Origin of the sequence: Bacillus sp. WMMC1349, from assembly GCF_013155385.1 — a bacterium.
Classification (GTDB): Bacteria; Bacillota; Bacilli; order Bacillales; family Bacillaceae; genus Bacillus.
Window position 1 is genome coordinate 2,339,082 of the sequence record NZ_JABJUQ010000007.1, and the last position, 19,069, is coordinate 2,358,150.

At 37.3% G+C, this 19,069-nt stretch carries 19 protein-coding genes and 3 pseudogenes; 7 read left to right on the plus strand and 15 right to left on the minus strand.

Going from position 1 to position 19,069, the window contains the following annotated elements; genetic code table 11:
• Positions 1-16: 16 nt before the first annotated feature.
• Genes yhbY through HOO54_RS14355 form a run of 4 tightly spaced genes read right to left on the minus strand, consistent with a single transcriptional unit; the run spans position 17 to position 2,774 of the window.
• Positions 17-307, minus strand: a complete 291-nt coding sequence (yhbY, locus tag HOO54_RS14340) for a ribosome assembly RNA-binding protein YhbY (protein WP_172296416.1) — start codon at positions 305-307, stop codon at positions 17-19.
• Complete coding sequence (gene aroE, locus HOO54_RS14345) at positions 307-1,137, minus strand: shikimate dehydrogenase (protein WP_172296418.1); 831 nt, start codon at positions 1,135-1,137, stop codon at positions 307-309. The genes yhbY and aroE overlap by 1 nt, the downstream gene beginning before the upstream one ends.
• A gap of 14 nt (positions 1,138-1,151) precedes the next feature.
• Positions 1,152-2,252, minus strand: a complete 1,101-nt coding sequence (gene yqeH / locus HOO54_RS14350; RefSeq protein WP_172296420.1) for a ribosome biogenesis GTPase YqeH — start codon at positions 2,250-2,252, stop codon at positions 1,152-1,154.
• Positions 2,253-2,255: 3 nt separating this feature from the next.
• Positions 2,256-2,774, minus strand: coding sequence for a YqeG family HAD IIIA-type phosphatase (locus HOO54_RS14355; protein WP_172296422.1), 519 nt, complete (start codon positions 2,772-2,774; stop codon positions 2,256-2,258).
• Between the two features lie 362 nt (positions 2,775-3,136).
• Here HOO54_RS14355 and sda point away from each other — a divergent pair, with 362 nt between their 5' ends.
• Positions 3,137-3,277, plus strand: a complete 141-nt coding sequence (gene sda / locus HOO54_RS14360) for a sporulation histidine kinase inhibitor Sda (RefSeq protein ID WP_172296424.1) — start codon at positions 3,137-3,139, stop codon at positions 3,275-3,277.
• Positions 3,278-3,389: 112 nt separating this feature from the next.
• Here sda and HOO54_RS24770 read toward each other — a convergent pair whose 3' ends face one another.
• A complete protein-coding gene (locus HOO54_RS24770; protein ID WP_301539288.1) occupies positions 3,390-3,515 on the minus strand; it encodes a hypothetical protein in 126 nt (41 codons plus the stop codon).
• 391 nt (positions 3,516-3,906) lie between these two features.
• Between HOO54_RS24770 and HOO54_RS14365 the strand changes: the two are divergent.
• Positions 3,907-4,254, plus strand: a pseudogene (locus tag HOO54_RS14365) (sigma-70 family RNA polymerase sigma factor); the annotation flags it as partial.
• A 34-nt stretch (positions 4,255-4,288) separates the two neighbouring features.
• Here HOO54_RS14365 and HOO54_RS14370 read toward each other — a convergent pair.
• Together HOO54_RS14370 and HOO54_RS14375 are read right to left on the minus strand one after the other, a co-directional pair.
• Complete coding sequence (locus HOO54_RS14370; RefSeq protein ID WP_172296426.1) at positions 4,289-5,791, minus strand: recombinase family protein; 1,503 nt, start codon at positions 5,789-5,791, stop codon at positions 4,289-4,291.
• Between the two features lie 253 nt (positions 5,792-6,044).
• On the minus strand, positions 6,045-6,251 hold the full coding sequence (locus tag HOO54_RS14375; RefSeq protein ID WP_172296428.1) for a hypothetical protein: 207 nt from the start codon (positions 6,249-6,251) through the stop codon (positions 6,045-6,047).
• Between the two features lie 83 nt (positions 6,252-6,334).
• Here HOO54_RS14375 and HOO54_RS14380 point away from each other — a divergent pair, with 83 nt between their 5' ends.
• The 3 genes from HOO54_RS14380 to HOO54_RS14390 all read left to right on the plus strand — a co-directional run bounded on the left by HOO54_RS14380 (position 6,335) and on the right by HOO54_RS14390 (position 10,381).
• Positions 6,335-6,916 carry a hypothetical protein gene (locus tag HOO54_RS14380; protein WP_172296430.1) on the plus strand — a complete coding sequence of 194 codons (582 nt, stop codon included), beginning with the start codon at positions 6,335-6,337 and terminating at the stop codon, positions 6,914-6,916.
• Positions 6,917-7,581: 665 nt separating this feature from the next.
• Positions 7,582-10,095: a ribonuclease YeeF family protein gene (locus tag HOO54_RS14385; protein ID WP_172296432.1), complete on the plus strand. Its 2,514-nt coding sequence runs from the start codon at positions 7,582-7,584 to the stop codon at positions 10,093-10,095.
• Positions 10,096-10,111: 16 nt separating this feature from the next.
• Positions 10,112-10,381 carry a hypothetical protein gene (locus HOO54_RS14390; RefSeq protein WP_172296434.1) on the plus strand — a complete coding sequence of 90 codons (270 nt, stop codon included), beginning with the start codon at positions 10,112-10,114 and terminating at the stop codon, positions 10,379-10,381.
• Positions 10,382-10,498: 117 nt separating this feature from the next.
• Here the strand turns inward: HOO54_RS14390 and HOO54_RS14395 are convergent, their stop codons facing one another.
• The 3 genes and pseudogenes from HOO54_RS14395 to HOO54_RS14405 form a co-directional block, all read right to left on the minus strand.
• Positions 10,499-11,428: a peptidoglycan-binding protein gene (locus HOO54_RS14395; protein WP_172296436.1), complete on the minus strand. Its 930-nt coding sequence runs from the start codon at positions 11,426-11,428 to the stop codon at positions 10,499-10,501.
• Between the two features lie 60 nt (positions 11,429-11,488).
• Positions 11,489-11,752 (minus strand): phage holin, encoded by a 264-nt coding sequence (locus tag HOO54_RS14400; protein ID WP_172296438.1) that lies wholly within the window; start codon positions 11,750-11,752, stop codon positions 11,489-11,491.
• A gap of 19 nt (positions 11,753-11,771) precedes the next feature.
• Positions 11,772-11,960, minus strand: a pseudogene (locus HOO54_RS14405) (hemolysin XhlA family protein); the annotation flags it as partial.
• Positions 11,961-11,978: 18 nt separating this feature from the next.
• On the opposite strand from HOO54_RS14405, the gene HOO54_RS14410 reads away from it, so the two are divergent.
• Entirely contained in the window at positions 11,979-12,557 is a 579-nt protein-coding gene (locus tag HOO54_RS14410) for a hypothetical protein (protein ID WP_172296440.1), read from the plus strand.
• 167 nt (positions 12,558-12,724) lie between these two features.
• On the opposite strand, the pseudogene HOO54_RS14415 reads toward HOO54_RS14410, so the two are convergent.
• From HOO54_RS14415 to HOO54_RS14425, 3 genes and pseudogenes are all read right to left on the minus strand, one after another.
• Positions 12,725-13,120 (minus strand): annotated as a pseudogene (locus HOO54_RS14415) (sigma-70 family RNA polymerase sigma factor); the annotation flags it as partial.
• A 683-nt stretch (positions 13,121-13,803) separates the two neighbouring features.
• Positions 13,804-14,226, minus strand: coding sequence for a GNAT family N-acetyltransferase (locus HOO54_RS14420; RefSeq protein WP_253907683.1), 423 nt, complete (start codon positions 14,224-14,226; stop codon positions 13,804-13,806).
• A 116-nt stretch (positions 14,227-14,342) separates the two neighbouring features.
• Positions 14,343-15,554 (minus strand): MFS transporter, encoded by a 1,212-nt coding sequence (locus tag HOO54_RS14425; protein WP_172296442.1) that lies wholly within the window; start codon positions 15,552-15,554, stop codon positions 14,343-14,345.
• Positions 15,555-15,677: 123 nt separating this feature from the next.
• Here HOO54_RS14425 and HOO54_RS14430 point away from each other — a divergent pair, with 123 nt between their 5' ends.
• Entirely contained in the window at positions 15,678-16,502 is an 825-nt protein-coding gene (locus HOO54_RS14430) for a MerR family transcriptional regulator (RefSeq protein WP_172296445.1), read from the plus strand.
• A 394-nt stretch (positions 16,503-16,896) separates the two neighbouring features.
• On the opposite strand, the gene HOO54_RS14435 is transcribed toward HOO54_RS14430, so the two are convergent.
• Together HOO54_RS14435 and HOO54_RS14440 are read right to left on the minus strand one after the other, a co-directional pair.
• Complete coding sequence (locus HOO54_RS14435; RefSeq protein ID WP_172296448.1) at positions 16,897-17,604, minus strand: hypothetical protein; 708 nt, start codon at positions 17,602-17,604, stop codon at positions 16,897-16,899.
• 68 nt (positions 17,605-17,672) lie between these two features.
• Positions 17,673-19,058 carry an alkaline phosphatase family protein gene (locus HOO54_RS14440; protein ID WP_172296452.1) on the minus strand — a complete coding sequence of 462 codons (1,386 nt, stop codon included), beginning with the start codon at positions 19,056-19,058 and terminating at the stop codon, positions 17,673-17,675.
• Positions 19,059-19,069: the final 11 nt, after the last annotated feature.

The window sequence follows — 19,069 nt, forward strand, 5'->3', positions numbered from 1 at the left end:
TTACCACCTTTAAATGTTAAGGAAGCTCAATTTGTTTATTTTCTTTTGATTCTTTGTAGAGCACAATTATATTTCCAATGGTTTGAACGAGCTCGGCACGCGTTCCACTTACCAGAGCATCTCTTACTTCTTCTTTTGGTTGTTCACAATTTTGAAGCACACTTACTTTAAGCAACTCTCTGGCTTCAAGTGCTTCACTAATTTGTTTGATCATATTATCATTGACTCCACCTTTTCCAACTTGAAAAATCGGTGTCAGATGATGTGCTTCTCGCCGTAAATAGCGTTTTTGTTTTCCGGTTAACATTATTTTCCTCCTAATTTTCGTAAAACGATTGATTTCATTTTTTCCATGTCTGGCTCATGTCCGGTCCACAACTCAAAAGACAGTGCGGCCTGACCGATAAACATCCCGATTCCATTCAGTGTCTTTAAGCCTTTTGCTTCAGCTTGTTTGAGAAAAGCCGTTTTCAATGGATTGTAGATAATATCGCAGACAAGACAGGTTTTTTTGGCTTTTGTTACGTTTAACGGACATGCCTCTAGATTCGGGTGCATTCCAACTGAAGTCGTTTGAATCAAAATATCATATGATGCTAGATTTTTTTCTGCCTCAGCCAATGATAAAGCTCTCGTTTTCCCCTCATAAAGCGAAATAAATGCTTCAGCTTTTTGAGGTGTCCTGTTTGCTACATCGAGCTGTTTCGGATGCTGTAATGCAAGCGTTGTGAAAATCGCCCGCGCTGCCCCGCCGGCCCCTATCATGAGAATCTTCAACTCATCAATTGGTTTTGTTAGTGACTGCTTCAGTGATTTTAAAAAGCCTTCTCCATCTGTATTATATCCGACTAACTGGTCTTTTTCTCTTCTAACAGTGTTTACCGCTCCAAGGATTTTGGCACTTTGGTCAATTCGATCAAGGTATTTTATAATTGACACCTTATGCGGTATGGTTACATTAAACCCTTGAATACCCAGTGCTCGCATCCCGTTGACTGCATCTTCAAGGCTTTCATTTTTAACACAGAAAGCATGATAGTATCCGTCTAAAGATAGATCCTTGAAGGCTGCGTTATGAATGTCAGGAGACATGGAATGCGCTACTGGGTTTCCAATTAGTCCATATATCGGTTTCATGACTCTCCCCCCGCTTAAATTAACGATCGGCGCAAAAACACGTGAACACCTTTAGGTGCATAAGCAGCAACTCGTTGATTTGCTTCTTGAACAGTAACCCAACCTAAACCTGAAAACACAACATCTGTTTTTGGCTCCTTTATAGAAAAGGTGTGTTTAACCAGTTCTGGAAATGTTTCAAGCTCTTCTTTTGCAGGAGGAGCCAATAATTCTCCCGCGTGTTTTTCATAAAGTTGGTCCGCATTTTCAAGTTTTGTTCGGTGAATGTTTAATGCATTCGGTATATAACAGACAAACGATGATCTGCCTCCAGATAAATAATCAAACCGGGATAGCCCCCCGAAAAATAAGGTTTGCTGTTCATTTAATTGAAATATGCGGGGCTTTAGTTCTTTTTTAGGCGTCAAGATTTTCAAATCGTGATTAGCAACATAATGTGCCATCTGATGATGGTTAATGATACCTGGTGTATCAAACATTGACGAACCATCATCAAGCGGAATTTCAATCGCATCTAGTGTTGTTCCTGGATATTGAGATGTTGTAATAATATCTTCTTCTCCAGACACTTCTTTAATAATCCGGTTAATAAAGGTTGATTTCCCTACATTTGTACAGCCAACGACATAAACATCTTTGCCTTGTCTGTAATTCTCAATTGCTTCAATCGCTTCTTTCATTCCCTGCCCACGTCCAGCACTGACAAGCAAGACATCAACCGGTTTTAAACCGAGCTCTTTTGCCTCACGTTTCATCCACTGAATAAGCCGCTCCCGTTTTAATGATTTAGGAAGGATGTCTGCTTTATTTCCTATTAATAAAATCGGATTGCCTCCTACAAAGCGATTGAGGCCGTTAATCCAGCTTCCGTTAAAATCAAAGATATCGACAATTTTCACAATGAGTGAATCAGTTTCCCCTATACCATGAAGAATCTTCAAGAAATCATCATCTGTTAAGGTGACATCCTGGATCTCGTTATAATTTTTCAATCTAAAGCAACGCTGGCAGATAACATCATCTTTTAGCAGAGAGCTTTCAGGGGCATAACCCAGTTCATGTTTGTTTTCCGTTTGGATTGTGATACCACATCCGATACAAACGACCTTTTCCATTCTTTAATCCTCCCACTGAATATGGCCTTGCCGTTTTAAGGCGTTCAAAATTCTGCGCTCAACCTGGCGGTTAAAACGGGTAAAGAAGCCATCTGATGATGCAACAGGTACAACCAAAATGGTGTGAAAACCATTACGATTTCCTCCGAGTACATCGGTCATTAGCTGATCACCTATTACAACAACATCTTCTTTATTTAAATTCATATCTTTTACAGCTTTTCTAAAAGCCCTACCCATCGGTTTTTTCGCTTTATAGATAAACGGAATATGTAGTGGTTCAGAAAAAATTTTGACACGTTTTTCGTTGTTATTGGAGACAATCGTTACTTTAATATCGTTTTCCTTCATCTCCTCAAACCATTCAATAAGTCGGGGAGTCGCACTTGGCCTGTCCCATTCGACCAGTGTATTGTCCAGATCTGTAATAATCCCCTTTACATTTCGCTTCTTCAGTTTTTCAGGAGTAATATGAAAAATGTTTTTTACAAATTCATCGGGTAAAAAAAACTTTTTTAACACAAGTCGCACCCTTTCTCTAATCTGTTTCTTTTTGATCGTGTCGAATTAAATCTAAAAGTGTCTTAATACATCACCTATTTGAAAAGTTTTCGACATATAATAGGATCGTTCAACAGGTGTGGATAAAATTACACACATTATCCACTCTTATTTCATCTACCTTTTATTAAATTATAAACATGATACCCACAACTTATCCACTTTTAGATGTGGATAACAGAACGATTGTTCTTACCCGGCATTCATGATAGATTATAGATACTCCAAACAAAGACCACATAACTTAACATTTTATGACGATTCTAAACAAGTCATTCCAACTTTATATGAGGAGGTGCCTTCCCATTAATTGGGTATCTAGTATGAAAAAGCTGTCTGATGAACTTTTAATAGAATCATACATTAAAGCAAACGAGATGAATCTAAATCGCGAATTCATTGAGCTGATTGAAGTCGAAATTAAAAGAAGGTCGCTCGGTCATCTACTTTCCATCTCTTCATAGTCAAAGACTTCCGGGCGTTCCTTGAACTTTTTTCACTTAGGTTGATATTATATCACTTGAACCATACGCTTACTACTGTTTTCATGAAAAACACCTCCTTTTAAAGAGGTGCTTATTTTAGGAACCCGTAAGGTCCCAACCAGTAAAACCCGCCGACAACAAGCAGGACAACCACCAAAACAACAATAAATGCATAACCGTATGCTCTCCCAGAATAATATGGATAACCCCAAGTCATAGCGTCCCCCTCCTTTAGACAGTTGTAATAACAACCTATGAAATCAACAAAGAATATGGCTAGGCCATTGACCGTTCCTCACTCAAAAAGAAGACATTATTTTCGTTTCTCACATTACGTAAGACACAAACAGCCGTCCTTCTACATATATACTTTTTGTGGAGGTCAATGCAATTCGCGATAATAAGTTTATTTTGTTGAGTTAAAATGTCACTATCACTACTTTACGACATCCCCTTCAATTATAATCAAGGCTTGTCTTCTTTTATTGAAAAAAGCAACAATTCACATCTCTCGGTAATTTAAATGTGTACAGACACAAACAGCCCCCCCTCCTACATACATTTACATATAGGCTTCTGCCTACATACATTTTGTGGAGGTGCCGATAATGACAGGTGTTTTTGCAGCGCTCGGGTACGTCATCAAGGAACTTGTTTTTTTAGTATCATATGTGAAAAACAATGCCTTTCCACAACCGCTCTCAAGCAGTGAAGAAAAAAAGTATTTAGAATTAATGGCTGAAGGGAATGAGCATGCGAGAAATATGCTAATTGAGCACAATCTTCGCTTAGTCGCCCACATCGTCAAAAAATTTGAAAACACAGGCGAGGATTCGGAAGACTTGATTTCCATCGGAACAATCGGGCTGATCAAAGCGATCGAGAGCTACTCTGCGGGCAAAGGAACAAAGCTCGCCACATATGCGGCACGGTGTATTGAAAATGAGATATTAATGACGTAAGGGGAGTGCGAAATACCGCACATCCCCTTTAATATGTCTCAATATCCACTTTGTCAGAATCAACGATAACGATCTCTTTGACCAGAAAGTTGATGATCGCTTTTTTGTCTTCGGAAGTTAAGTTGTCGGCTCCAATATGATTAAAATAATCAATTGCCCTTTTCAAAGCATTATCACTTAACTTTGAATGTTGAGCTTCTTTCATTTTGGACTCTATTTCGTTCAGTTGCTTTGTAAGATGATTTTGCTTTTTTTGAAGTTCAACGATTTGACCCTTAATTTCTTCTATATTTATTTCGTCATCTTCACTCAGGCTGATTAGTGTAAATAAACGTTGTCGGCCTCTTTTAGTTTTTTCGAGTTCTTTTTTTACAAATTCGAGTTCTTCAGCAAGATGATTTGTTTTACTTACTTCTTTAAAAGCTGAATATTTTTCAGGATTTGTTATGAATCTATAAACTTCTTTCCATACATAATTGTTCAGTTTATTTTCAGACATTTGTTTGCCGCACCCGCGGTTTTTAGATCCAGCGTAATTTTTCCGGCAATCGTAAATGTAGTAGTCTTTTCCATGTGACTTTCTTTTTCGACCAGTCATTGTATTTCCACATATACCACATCTCACTAAACCAGATAATAAATATTGGTGTGGGCTATAGCTTAAATGCTTTCTTTTACTCTTCCCTAACAGTTCTTGAGCATAATCCCATTGTTCTGATGGAATGATTTGCGGAATGTTGATGACATACCGTTCTTCTTTCGGTCTTAACTTTAAAAGACTTTTCCCTCCTGCTTGCTTCGAAACATAACTGCCAACAGTATCATATTTGTACTGTTCATATTCACCTTTGTAAGCAGGGTTCATAAGGATTTGGCGCACCACTTGCCTATGCCAGACCTTTCCGCCTTTTTTGGTTTTTATTCCTAATTCGGTTAGGTGTAAAGCTATTCCATTTACTCGGGAGAAAAAGGGGCTAGTATGATCCGTAAAATAATCAAAAATCATTCTTATGATCTTTGCTTCTTCATCGATTATTTTAAGGGTTCTTTTTTCTTTTATAAATTTCAATCCAAATAGACCTGAATCTTTTATGATCATACCTTTTTTTATTTTTTGAAGGCGACCGGCTGATGTTCTTTCTTTTATTTTCGCTTTCTCAAATTCTGAAATAGCTCCTCGCATAGAAAAAAACAGCTGACCTTCTGGTGAATCTGCATATTCACCATTCACAAATATTAAAGTAATTTTTTGCTTTCTTAATTCATCATCTATTATGAGTTGGTTCATTAATTTTCGTGAAAGTCGGTCTGGGTCGTAACAAATCACTTCATTTATTAACCCTTTTCGAGCATCTTCACGTAAACGACTTAACGCAGGACGTTCTAACAACTCACCTGAATATCCTTCATCAGCGTATTTTAATACGTCAGTCGTCCCAGCCTTCTTCAGACAAGCTTCTATTTGACTGTCGATACTCGACCCTTTGATTGCTTGTTCCTCGGTCGATACCCTTACATATATCGCTATCACGCTGTATCTCCTTTCTATAGAGACTTATTAAATAATGATAGCAATCATTAATGCATTTGTCTGCATGAGGCCCCTCTATGATCTTGATTTTCATGGTGTCATCCCTCCTGCTAAATGTTTATGAATTAGCAGGTTGTACAGATGCTCTAGATAAATTATTCTATTTCAAGACAGAACATTCGTTTCTTTATAATCATTTTAATGAACTACACACACCAATAAACAATTATATATTTTTGTAAAAAAATGGACACTACGCCTGCTTATTTTCATCAGTACTTTTTCTTTTTTTCATTATTAACATAACAGAGGTTGTAATAAGGGCTATCAAAAAGACAATACCAACGTAAAGAAAACCAATTAGCTCCATCCCCTTAAATTTATAAGCGAAATAAACACCACAAAAAAAGATTGTTCCCAATAAAAAAAATGAATTAATACGGCTTAAAATTTTACTCATTTTACCATAACCTCCATTTAATTCTTTACTTCCTATAATATATGATTTATAATATTTTCCAAAGAGTCAAAAGGAGTGATGTTTTGGTTAAAAAATCCTTGTTGCTTACATTAGTGATTTTTTTGAACCTAACAGTTTTAACACCTTTTTCAGACGCATTAGCCTCTGAAAAAGACTATAAACAACAAGAGCAATTATCAGATGTTGATTTAGATAAAAAGGTTGTAGAAAAAGAGATAGACAAGCTACGTAATGCTGGCATTAACGAATTTAGTATTGTTACAGGCTTTGAGGATAAAGACGAAAGCGTTCTTTTTCCTGATAATGCTAACACACAAGCAAAATGGAAAACAATACTAACTGGTTCTAAAACTTTAACAAGAGCTGATTTTTATGCACATGGAGCCTATATTTTCATGATTACTTCAATTCTTGGATGGGGTAGAACTTTAACAAGCATACTTGCTGGTGTTCTTGGTGTTGCTGTCACCGCAGTTCCAAACGCTCTTCCAGGAGAAAAACTACGCTTTAAAAAAGAAATGAAATGGGTTAATAAGAAAAAATACATTTACGATATCCGCACAACTGAATATATTCGTCGAAATGGAAAAACAGCCATCATTAGCAGGAAAGTAATTAGAGAAGATGGATGGGGAAATGGATAATTAGAAGTAATGCCCCTTCGTTTTGAGATCATTTTTATTAATTCAATAAAGATTTAATTTTTGCCTTTGATCTCTGTGAAAGTTTGAGAGAGAATTATATTTACATTTTCGTATATGAGTCAGCCCTTCGCTGGACCCCCTTTATATGAAAGACTTGACTATACCATCAGTCGGGTCTTCTTTTTTATTTTATGCAATTTCTTTAGAAGATAATTAATCCTTATTCTGTCTTTATGATAATGAAAAAAACGTTTTTTTGCAATGAGATAGCGCCAAAACCAGCTTTTCAAGTTAGTGATCCCCTGTTCCTAAGAAACTTTCCAAACAACTTTTTTATGATCCGCAGGAAAAACAGCGAGGATATTTTCAATTGTAAACGTCTTTGGTTGTCGGCTCTTAAAACAATACGCTCGTATATAACCCCCATTGATTTGATGAACAATCATTGGTCTTTTGGAAATATGACCGTCTATTTGAAGATAATACGTTAGAAATCTCTAAAAATTCCAACCGATGATAATAGGAATAATATCCTAATCCTAAAGATTCATTTTCTTAGAATAGCAATATTTCACCGCCACCCTTTTCATTAACATGATAAAATTTTAACTGATTGTATTTTTATGATGTTGTTTAAAAAAATAACTATCTGAAAGGAAAATGTGATGGCGGACAAGAAAAAACAAAATAATGAGTTAGATAGTTCAGCTAAAGTTTTTGAAGCCAGTACTTTAGTTGAAAGAGCCGATCAACGTAAAAAAGATTATGAAAACCTGAAAGAGAAACTTCAAACATTAAAAACAGCGTGTCTTGGAGTGGCAGATTTAGGTGATGATTTCACAGGAAAAGGCGCAGATAACATTAAAGAGTTTTTTAGAGGACAGGCTGAGGTTGTCGACAGTTGGATCACACTTGCCGATATGCAGATCTCGTTTTTTAATGGGGTTTCTGGTGATATCGAAGCGAAAAAACTGCCCGATTCGTACATTGAAATGTCTTTTTTAAAAACTGAATTAAAAAATGCAGATAAAAAGTCCGATCAAATAGTCGATACCCTCAAAAATAACATGGATCGGATCATAAACCGAGTGAATGATATCGTTGATCTGGATAAGTGGACTGACCACAATTACACAGTAGAGATGTCAAAAGCACAAACAACTCGGAAAAATGCAATTGATGCTGTAGACGATCTGGATAAATCTTTGACAGGCGAATACACACAAGCATTGGCTGAAGCCGAAAGTGTCTCCAAAAAATTATCAGCATTGATGGAAGCCACAAGTAATGGAAAAAGCGCTTCTCCTATGTATTTTGATAAGAAGGCTTTTCACTCGAATAAGTTATATAAAGAAGCAATCAAAACCGACAAACAAGCGACTACATATATTAATGCGAAAAAAGAGCAAGCAGAAGCCCGCAGAATTGCAGAGTTACAAGAGAAGCTTGCAAATGTATCTGACCCTGATGAATATGTTAAAATGGCTAAAGAAATTGGTTATAACAACCTTTCACCAGAACAACAGGAACGTTTAACAGAAATTAAAGAAGATAAGGAATTTTGGGATAATCCGTTTTTAGGCACTTTAAATAAAGCAGGAGATATGGTAGTCGGTTCAGCTAGCGAAGCATTTGAGGCTGGTAAAAGCATTGCTAGCGATGTTGGCGAATCATTGGAGAATGGGTTACACACGATAGCCCATCCGATAGAAACGATGGAAAATGTCAGAGATGGCTTACATGCGATTGGTGAAGAGATAGATAATGCGGCTTCTGCAGTTTGGGACAAAGTATCTCATCCAAAGGAAATACTTAATGCAACGTGGGACAATATAACCCATCCAATGGAAACATTAGAAGGGATTGGTGAGGGAATTAAAAACGTTGCTAGTGATACAGTTGATGGAGTTCTTTACACTGTCAATCATCCATTTGAAACTATAGCAGGGGTCTCACATGTGGTATCTCATCCTGTAGACACATTGAATATCATGAAAAAAGGAATTGCAGATTCTTTTGAGAGAGATGTCATAAACGGGGATGCAAAAAGTAGAGCGAAATGGTTCATGTATGCTACAGGAACAGTTGCAACATCTGTTGTTGGAACAAAAGGTGTAGACAAGCTGGGGAAAGCTGCAAAGCTTGGGAAACTTGGAAAGGCCGGGTCTAAAGCTTATAAGATTTCTAAAAAAATTAGAGAAAAAACGATTAGAGTACCGAAGAAAGCTTTGAAGAAAGTTTTGACAAATCCTTTAGCCGAAAAACTTAGATTAGGAGCTTTAGGGCGTCTCCCAATAAATGCTCTTAATTTAAAAAAACTTGGACATGATTTTATTCAATTTATCAAGAAGAAGTTTTCTCGTAATAAAGGGACTCTAAAGTTAGATTTACAATTCTTTGCAGAAAAGAAAAAAGGCGTTGGCAATGTTTCTGTTAAGCGTCCTAATGGATCTTCACAACCAAAGTCAAACGAGCCGTTTCTTAAGGTTAAAAGGAAAAAAGAAGCAACGAAAAGCACTGGAAAAGTTACCGAAAAACACGAAGACAAAAATGTTCAAAAAGGCAAGCATGGTGACGGAGATCCCAAAACTCCGCATCAATCAAAATCAAAACCACATGAGTCAGTTCACAAGGTGGATAAGCCTCACGAGTCTAATAAAGATGCTGGAACCGTTCCTGGTAAGCATCCTCATGAGTCTTCTAAGCCGAAGAAGCATGAACCAGAGAAAGATGTTGACAATGGAAGTAAGGGTACGAGAAAGTATTCAACTACTATCGATGATAAAGTAAAAGTAATTGAAAAAATAGATTTACCAGATTGGATAAGTGAATCATTTACTGATGGGTATTATAGAACTGTAATTACAGAAGAAAACATTACATTCTATAGAACTTATGGTGGTGGTGCAAAAGTTAACGGGGCATTTGTCACTACTATCCCAGCTGGAAATAGAATAAATGCAAAAATAAGTACTGCTTTAGTTCCAGATTGGAAAAACTCTAGACAATATGAAGCTGTTATAGAAGTGCCAAAAGGGCAAGTTTTAAATATAGGTAAAGTTGAAAAGCAATATACAAAAACAGGGGCATTACTAGAAGGTGATGGAGATCAAATATTATTACCTCAAGGATGGCCATCGGAATGGATAAAGGAGATAAAACAAGTTCCAAGTAGATAGGAGGATATAGGATATAATGGATAAGAAAAAGCAGTTAATCGAACAAATAAAAGTTGTGATAAATAATCTTGAAAAAGATTATAGTAATGAAATAAATAGTGGTGTTTTACAACTTATATATAAAAGATATAAGAATGCATTAGAAATATTGGAGAGTAATAAAGATATTAAAGGAATCAATATTATTGGTGGTGTAAAGGCTTATATGGATAGTTATAGTGACTATCAAAATCCATTATTGGGAGAAATGCATAAAGCTGAAAAATTAAATAAAGAATTATTATAAAATTGTTGTTGCAAAATCTAACAAGAGTAAGCTTCATCCTGTAACCTTGGACCTTGATTGGCGCTAAATACCTTTCAAGGTTCTTGATATAAAAAGGGCCCATTAAAGGGCCTTTTTTCATGCAAACAACCTTGTCCAAGTACCCCGCCCAGCAATCCCATCCACATCCAGACCATTCGCCTTTTGAAAATCTCTCACAGCCTTCTCAAGTCCATGACCAAAGATAGAATCAAGCCCATTCACATCATATCCCTTACAGATCAACAACGCTTGAAGAATCCAAGTGATATTTCCTTTCGCTCCCTTACGAACATTTACGACTGCCGCACGAGTTTTCGGTCCCCATTCCCCATCTACGACAAGACCTGCATGAAATTGCTTATTTAATTCGGTCTGGAAGCCCTTAAGCAGAGCTTTGTATGTTTCAGGACCTTGATAACCGTCTACCTTAATATTTAACTTATAGCGTTTATTTAACGTACTCTGAATCGTTCTAACAATCGCACGACCGCCACTGGAAGATGATTTCTTTGTTGACGATTGCTTTTTAGTTGGTTTAGGAACCGCTGGTGTTGCGTTGTTTACTTTTGATACGAGAACCGGACGTTTACCAGCTTGCAGCTGCGCCAAACTTAAACCGCCCATCATCTCTAAATGTGGGTAATCTTTAAAGCTTTTCCAATCTCCTCCCCACGCAAATCCTAAAGCCTTTGCGATTTGAGCGACTCTTTTCCATTTGGAATTAACAGTCCAGATCGCTGTTTTGCCATCTGAGGATAATAGAACATAATCTACGGCTAAACCGTAATTGTGGTTAGACTGTCCAGCTCTAGCATGAGTCACAATCTTCCCTGATGCAGTACGTCCTTTCGCATACAGCTTATTTTGTTCCGCAAAAGAACGATAGCCAGATGTCATCTGTACATAAATTTTCTCTTTATATGCTCTTTTGATGACTTCGATTGCTGTTTCTTTTACTACCGGATGGATTCCAGAACCCATATTTCGAACAGAACAATCAATCAAGTTTTCTAGTGATACCGTCATTGTAAAACACCTCTATTTTTTATTTTTGACAATAAAAAAAGACTGCCTCTTGGCAGCCCATCATTTTGTTAATCCGTTTTGTTTTAACACTTCTTTTTGCTGCTTACCCTTCTCTGTGACATAGTTATTTTTATACCAAGCCACAACTGCCGTAACGATCGTAAACACTGTAGAACCGACCAAATACAAAGCATCCGCCACCGTATTGACTTGATCTTCACTAATTGGCAGAGCACCCTTTCCAAACATCATCAAAGTCTGGTTAATAAGTGCAATAAAAAGAAGCACCGTCCGAATGACTGTGCCTTTGTCAACGTTTTTCATATTATGTTTTCCTCCTTCTTTATTTCTGCAAGAGATTATAAAATAATGCAATCGTTCCACCGATCACACCTGTGCTGATTGCTGTAATGATGGCGCCGATGCTGCGCTTAATCCAAGTGGTGTTTTCTTCAATTTTGTTGAGTTTTTCATTAATAGATATAATCTGTTGGTCGTGTCGTTCTGTTGTCCTCTCCAGAGTGCTCGTCTTGGTAAATATTGTGATGCAATGTATTTTGATGAATTTCAGGATTATAATGGTGCTGATTTCAAGACAATGAAATATTTACTTGAGAAAACAAAAATAAGAGTAACAGCAGTTGGTGATATATTCCAAAGTTGTCTAACTCCACGAGCTCGTGGTGCGTCATCACCCTTTAATAAAATTAATTCAGCGGCTGATCTGAAAAAGAAACTCTCAAACAAAATCATGGTTAATGAGTCTGAGTTAATAAAAAATCGAAGAGTCCCACCTTCTGTTTGTGAGTTTATTAAGTCCAATTTAGGAATAAAAATCGATTCAGCTTCAAATGTAAATGCTGCTATAATAACACTAACTGAAGTTGAGAGCATCCATCAAATCATGATAGACTCTCACATTCCTAACCTGATCTGGAATAGTCGTTTAAAACATGCGTTGGGGAATAATTACATTAATTGGACTTACTCTAAAGGTGATACCTATAGTCAATCATGTGTAATTTTAACAGATAAGACTAGCCGAAAAGACCATTGGAGGAGTACATCAGTTAAAACGAGGAATGCTTTATATGTAGCATTGACTCATTCAGAGGGGATTTGTACCTAATAACTAACGAAAATTATAAAAAATGGAGAAAGTATGCTGATTCATTACAAATTAAGGACAGATAGACTTGGAGAAAGAACAAGTAATCAATAATTTTATAAACATTATGGATTAAATTATCTATTTAAAAATAGAGGCCAGAAATTTCTTCTCCTGGCCTCTTAAAATCACTTCCCCTTCGCCTTCTTCCTTTTCTCCTTCTCCGCCCGGTAAAATTCATGAAACATCTTCATCAATGCCCGCTTCTCAATCCGCGACACATAGCTCCGCGAGATCCCGAGCTCCTTCGCGATTTCGCGCTGCGTTTTCTCTTTCTTCAAATCAAGGCCGAAGCGGCCGACGATGACTTCTTTTTCTCTACCGTCCAGGATGTCGATGTATTTTTTGACTTTTTCAAGCTCCATATTGAGCTGGATGGTATCGATGACGTCTTCGTTTTCCGATTTGAGGACATCGATGAGGCTGATTTCGTTTCCTTCTTTATCTTGCCCGATTGGATCATGAAGGGAAACATCTTTTTTCGTTTTTTTCAAGGCTCGCAGGTGCATTAAAATCTCATTATTCATTTCGTAACGGGAGTGCGTACTTGGTTATTTATTTTCTTAAAAAAAGCATATTCGAATTGTTTTCTTTAATACATTTCAAGTCTACATGATGCGAAAGGATATGTCACATTAATGTCTCCAATAAGTTTGATTGCTTCTGATTTAAATTGAGAATTTTGATTTTATTGAGCATGAAAATAGGCATGCAAAAATGGTACTAGAAATACTTTGCTTGGTTCTCTAAATATTGATACCAAGAAAGAGGCATGATTTTTTCATCATTAATATGTCTAAGGTCATGACATACCTCATGTGAGAAGTCTATCCATTGTTCTTTTCGAGTTTTCTGGGAATCTAAGGCATGGTATACATACATAAACAAAGAATAAAAAGCTGTAAGTGCTCTTTATCTGTTCATTTGTCTAAAATCCATATTCAAATGAACTGTTGCTTTTTGACTTCATCGAATAATGTTACTAGGTAACCCTCTCCTGCTACACAAGCACTGCACTATGAACAATTCCATTAATTTTGCCTTGGTTCTGTATTAACCTATAGCCCTATAGTTACCTGTATCAATGCTCTTGATTTCAGCAAAAGCCCCTAGCTTATTAATCGAAAACCATTTTCCAACCATGAAAAACTCCCCTCTATTTCATCTGTCTACCTTTAGGGGAGCATATCATAACGCGGAGATCATTTTATAACAAAAAATTATTTATATCCGTCCAGCCGATAGCAATGGCTTTGAAATCATCTTCACCGATTTGTATTTGTTTTGTTGTGCTTTGTCTTCCACCTAATTTTTCATAAAAATTTATCGATGGATTACCGGCTAAAACCCATACCATTAATGATTTTATGTTTTTCTTTACAAGCTCCTCTACAATCGCCTTCATTAGTCGAGAGCCGATTCCTTTTCTCTGATACTGTAACAACAGATAAAGTGCCGAAACTTCACCCTTATATTTGCTTAGATGATCGCGGTTTGGACCTCCGGAAGCAAAGCCTATCATTTTGCCGTCGGTTTCTTCTGCAACATAGACAATATCTTGGTGTTGAGAATCTCTTAATGAAGTTCTCCAAAGTTCTGCCTGATGTTTGACAGAGGGCCTAGATAACATGTCATCAGGCAATATTCCTCGATATATCTAACTTTCCACATGAACATTGGCAATTGAAACAGCGTCTGATGCCTTGGCTTTTCTTATTAAGACCATGTTTCCTCCCCCTTCTAATGTTAAAGCTGTTCATTCAAGATTGAAACCTCATTCGTTTTTTCTTTCCAAACCATTGTTAGACTCAAGCCGACAATCATAATGATACCTGCAAAGAGGAAAGGGTAATGAATGTTAAGATCAAACAGAATACCTCCCAGAGCCGGACCAAAAATATTCCCTAAGCTGGTGTAAGTGGAGTTCATGCCTGCTACGAAACCCTGTTGATTGCCGGCAACTTTGGATAAAAACGTTGTTAAGGCCGGGCGCAGCAAATCAAACGCCAGAAAAATAAAACAAGTCACAATCAAAACGGCTAAAAACCCTGACATAACAGTAGACACGAAAGCTAAGACCGCACCGGTGATTAAGCAAAGCTGAATCACCCTTTTCTCTCCAAGTTTGTTGACCAATTTCCCGAATAATAAAACTTGAATAATGACGGCAACGCTCGAACTAATCGTAATAATGGTAGCGATATCTTTTGGCGTGAAGCCGAATTTATGATCAGAAAACAAGCTGAATACCGTTTCATAGGCTGATAAGCCAAAAGCCAGTACAAAGACGATCATAAATGCAATGAAATAGACTGGATGAATTGATTTTTTTAAGTCTTTGAAGAAATGAAGTTCCTTTGTATTTGACAACAGTTGTTCGCGTTCTTTTTTTGGCAATGACTCTTTTAATATAAAAACGGAAGAGATAGCAGCCAAGAATGCTAAAGCAGCAGCGAAAAAGAACGGCATGCGAATGCCATAGCTGGAAATAAACCCTCCAGCCCCAGGCCCAATGATAAAGCCGGTGCTAATTGCTGCAGAAACATACCCCATAGCCTTTGACCTTTCCTCTAGAGTTGTCATATCAGCTACGTACGCCGTTACGGCCGGCATGATAAAAGCAGCGCTTATACCGCCTAATATCCTTGATAAATAAAAAAATTGAACATGGGTTCCTAAGCCGAAAATTAACTCTGAAATACTAAAGATCAGTAATCCGAGGACAATCATTTTTTTTCTCCCGAAAAGGTCAACCCATCTTCCTGCAAAAGGTGATATCATTAACTGGGAAATTGCAAAAACGGCAACAAGATAACCCATAGTGCTGCCGGATAAATTCATAGTATTTATAAAAGTAGGCATAACCGGAATAATTAAACCGATGCCAAGAAATGCTATGAAAATGTTGCTTAACAATATGATGAATACTGTTTTTTGTTCTTTAATTGATTTTTTCATCTAAAAAGTCCTCCTTAACCGAGTTGGAACCATTTTATCTATCGTTTTCTTTGTAGATCGAGGTTTTTTCAAGTACAATAAAATCATAAAGTATATGGTTACCGTACAGTCAAGGAGATTATTATGAGCGAAGATTTAAAAAAGTATTTCACTACAGGTGAGTTTGCCAAACTATGCCGCATAAAAAAACAAACTCTGTTTCACTATGACGAGATTGGTCTATTTTCTCCAGAAATAAAACAACAGAATGGTTATCGATATTATTCCTATAATCAGTTTGAACTTTTTCAGGTGATCAATTTGTTTAAAGAGGTTGGTGTACCATTAAAAGAAATCAAGTCCCTCTTAAAAGACCAAACACCGGACAGGATCGTTCCGCTTCTCAAAGAAAAGTCAGCTGAAATTGACAACAAAATTAAAAAACTCAAGCACTTGCAAAAGATCATCCAGACGAAAGTAGCCTTAACTGAACAAGCGTTAGAAACTGATTTCTCATCAGTTTCCTTTCAGTATTTATTAAATGAAGAAAAATTCATGATAAGCAAAAATACATTAGATTTACCGGAACGAAAATACATTGCAGCCATTTCAGAACTCATTCACTATGCAGAGTCTCATGAATTAGATGAAGGATATCCTGTCGGCGGGATCTTCGCACGGGAACAAATGCTTAAAAAAGACTTCTACAATTACAATCACTTTTATATAAAAGTAAAAGAAGGAATAAATAAGATAAACTATCATGTGCGACCAAAAGGTTTGTATGCCGTCGGATACCAAAAGGATGAAGATGTTGAAGCTACCTACAATAGACTGATTCAATTTATTAAACAGACTGGGATGCAGATAGGTGAGTATGCATATGAGGAATATATGCTTGATGAGGTGATGGTCGATAGATCAGAAAATCAGATAACCAAAATCCTCCTCCAAGTTAAAGAGATGTAACGTGAATTTTAAAAATATCACACTGTATTGAGGTAACATTATAGATAGAAAACCTCTAGTAGAATCAGACTCACGATATCCTCAAATCGGCAAACGAAAAAGTCATCGTTTTTGACCTTGATTTAAAGGAATAGAAATTCAGCAGAAACCGCGAAGAAGCTCTTATGTATTGACCTCTCCCCTCAAGCCTCTAAAAAAGGGGCTGTCCTGAAAGTCGTGTGGATGAATAAAAATTGGGGAATTTGCTCGCTTTCCGCGGGCGATCCGCGAGCCTCCTCGGAGCTCGTTCCTTGCTCCTGCGGGGTCTCGCCTAGCTCGCTGTTTCCGCAGGAGTCTCGCAATTCCCCCCTGATTTATGTTGAAAAAGGACTTTTTAGACAGCTCCAGGCCATCTTTAAAACTCAATTTTAATTTTTTGATGAGCACTGATTTTTTTATGGTTTTTGTTAAAAACGTCGCTCGTTGTGATCTCAATCCACTTTATATCCTTCGTTTTCTTGCTGCCCTCTGTTTCTTTGTGATGCGCATGTCCGGTTGCTGCGTTCACAATAAAGCCAAGATTTCCGGCTTTTGCAGCACTTCCTTTTAATTCTCCATTTAACTCTTCAAGGTAAATATCTTTTTTCCAATCAAAGGTTTCACCAGTGTTTGTTTTCAGCAATGCAATTGGTGCAAAACTTACTTTCTCAGAAGACTTGTTTTTAATTTCAACGAAAACCTTAACAAAATCAAACTCTTCATCATGTGTTAACACATGAAAATAATCAATCATGCTGTAGTCCGGGCGTAGGTGAATCAACTTCATTTTTCTGACGGTTAATTCAATTGGTCCTATATCATATGTTTTGTTAACGTTTTTTATATCTTTTAAAACGGCTTCCCCTTTGTCATCGGCAAATGTTTGATTGACCTCTTGTAATGACCTATCATCTGTCACCTGTGGATTAGGCTGGTATTGATTTTGTTTACTGTTTACTTGAGTTGAAGCATTCTGCGTTTTGGTTTCTGCTGTCTGGCCGCCTCCTGTATTGTTATTGCTAGTGTTTGATGAGCAGCCGGTCATTATCATGATTGAAAATAAGATGAAGAAAGTCTTTCTCATCTTGATCCCCTCCATTCCAAAAAGAGAGCCCGTTACTTCATACAAGCAACGGGATACCTTGTATTCTCTTACTTATCTTTAATCTTAATTTTGTAATGTAAGGCCTTGAAAACATTTTTTGCGATTTCAGTATTATCGATTTGTCCGGCAAATGGCTCACTTGACGGTCCGTATGCATATACAGGAACATCTTCCCCTGTATGTCCGCCCGTTGTCCAACCTGTGTGAGAGCGTTTATTAAAAATATCTTCAATTGCATTGTCGATGTCTTTTACTTTCTTCGATTTGGCTGCTTCTTCAACTGAGTGAATTTCTGCTGCTGTTAAGGCTAACTTCTTTTGGTTAATATATTTCTTTAATGTTTTTTTAACATCTGCACCACCGGCGATTTTTTCTGCCATAAAGTCAGGCGTACGCTTTGCTGCTTTAATCGGTTCACCAAACCAGTTGTAAATGCCGTCTGAACCAATAGAGAATCCGCCAGTTGAATGGTCAGCGGTTGCGACAACTAGCGTATGCTTGTCTTTTTTTGCAAACTTAATCGCTGCCTTAAAGGCTTGTTCGAAGTCATCCATTTCACTCATTGCGCCGACAATATCATTATCATGTCCAGCCCAATCAATTTGGCTTCCTTCAACCATGAGGAAGAATCCGTCTTTATCCTTGCTTAATTTTTTAATGGCTGTGTTTGTCATATCTTTTAAAGAAGGCGTATCTTTTGTACGGTCTATTTTTTTAGGCAGGCCGCCGTCTGCAAATAGGCCGAGCATTTTGCCTTTTTTGTTTTTCAGCATGTCCTTACGGTTATCTACATAGCTGTATCCCGCTTTTTTGAATTCCTTGATCAAATTGCGATCCTTACGGTCAAAATTACTTTTTCCTCCGCCTAGAAGGACATCAATTTTATGCTTGCCTTTTACCATTTCATCAAAATAATCATCGGCAATCGAGTTCATATTTTTTCGGCTGTGGTCATGTGAACCGAAAGAGGCCGGAGTGGCGTGGGTAATTTCTGAAGTGGCCACAAGTCCAGTTGATTTCCCTTTTTCTTTGGCAGCTTCCAGGACTGTTTTAGCCTCTGATCCGTCATTATCTACCGCAATTGCATTATTGTATGTTTTAATTCCTGCAGACATGGCCGTTGCAGCAGCTGCAGAATCCGTCACATTTTGCTCAGGATCGTCTGGGTAAGTCGTTTGCTGACCGACAAGATATCGATCAAAAGCCGTAGGTTTCACCTTTGTCTTTTTATTGTTCTTGAAGTATCGATAAGCAGACGTATATGACACACCCATACCATCACCAATCAAAACGATGACATTTTTAATTTCGTGTTGGTTCCCCTTTTTCTTTTCTTTGGCGCTGGCTTCAGGCACACTAGCACTGGCTAAGCTGCTGAACACAATCGATGATAAAACTGCGATAGGTAATAGCTTCTTTGAAAATTTCTTCAACTAGATAACCT

Bases quoted from the DNA above. Each gene is read 5' to 3' on its own strand.
- yhbY (WP_172296416.1), bottom strand. From the start codon at position 307: ATGTTAACCGGAAAACAAAAACGCTATTTACGGCGAGAAGCACATCAT.
- aroE (WP_172296418.1), bottom strand. From the start codon at position 1,137: ATGAAACCGATATATGGACTAATTGGAAACCCAGTAGCGCATTCCATG.
- yqeH (WP_172296420.1), bottom strand. From the start codon at position 2,252: ATGGAAAAGGTCGTTTGTATCGGATGTGGTATCACAATCCAAACGGAA.
- sda (WP_172296424.1), top strand. From the start codon at position 3,137: ATGAAAAAGCTGTCTGATGAACTTTTAATAGAATCATACATTAAAGCA.
- HOO54_RS24770 (WP_301539288.1), bottom strand. From the start codon at position 3,515: ATGACTTGGGGTTATCCATATTATTCTGGGAGAGCATACGGTTATGCA.
- HOO54_RS14375 (WP_172296428.1), bottom strand. From the start codon at position 6,251: ATGAGTAAAATTTTAAGCCGTATTAATTCATTTTTTTTATTGGGAACA.
- HOO54_RS14385 (WP_172296432.1), top strand. From the start codon at position 7,582: ATGGCGGACAAGAAAAAACAAAATAATGAGTTAGATAGTTCAGCTAAA.
- HOO54_RS14390 (WP_172296434.1), top strand. From the start codon at position 10,112: ATGGATAAGAAAAAGCAGTTAATCGAACAAATAAAAGTTGTGATAAAT.
- HOO54_RS14395 (WP_172296436.1), bottom strand. From the start codon at position 11,428: ATGACGGTATCACTAGAAAACTTGATTGATTGTTCTGTTCGAAATATG.
- HOO54_RS14400 (WP_172296438.1), bottom strand. From the start codon at position 11,752: ATGAAAAACGTTGACAAAGGCACAGTCATTCGGACGGTGCTTCTTTTT.
- HOO54_RS14410 (WP_172296440.1), top strand. From the start codon at position 11,979: ATGTATTTTGATGAATTTCAGGATTATAATGGTGCTGATTTCAAGACA.
- HOO54_RS14420 (WP_253907683.1), bottom strand. From the start codon at position 14,226: ATGTTATCTAGGCCCTCTGTCAAACATCAGGCAGAACTTTGGAGAACT.
- HOO54_RS14425 (WP_172296442.1), bottom strand. From the start codon at position 15,554: ATGAAAAAATCAATTAAAGAACAAAAAACAGTATTCATCATATTGTTA.
- HOO54_RS14430 (WP_172296445.1), top strand. From the start codon at position 15,678: ATGAGCGAAGATTTAAAAAAGTATTTCACTACAGGTGAGTTTGCCAAA.
- HOO54_RS14435 (WP_172296448.1), bottom strand. From the start codon at position 17,604: ATGAGAAAGACTTTCTTCATCTTATTTTCAATCATGATAATGACCGGC.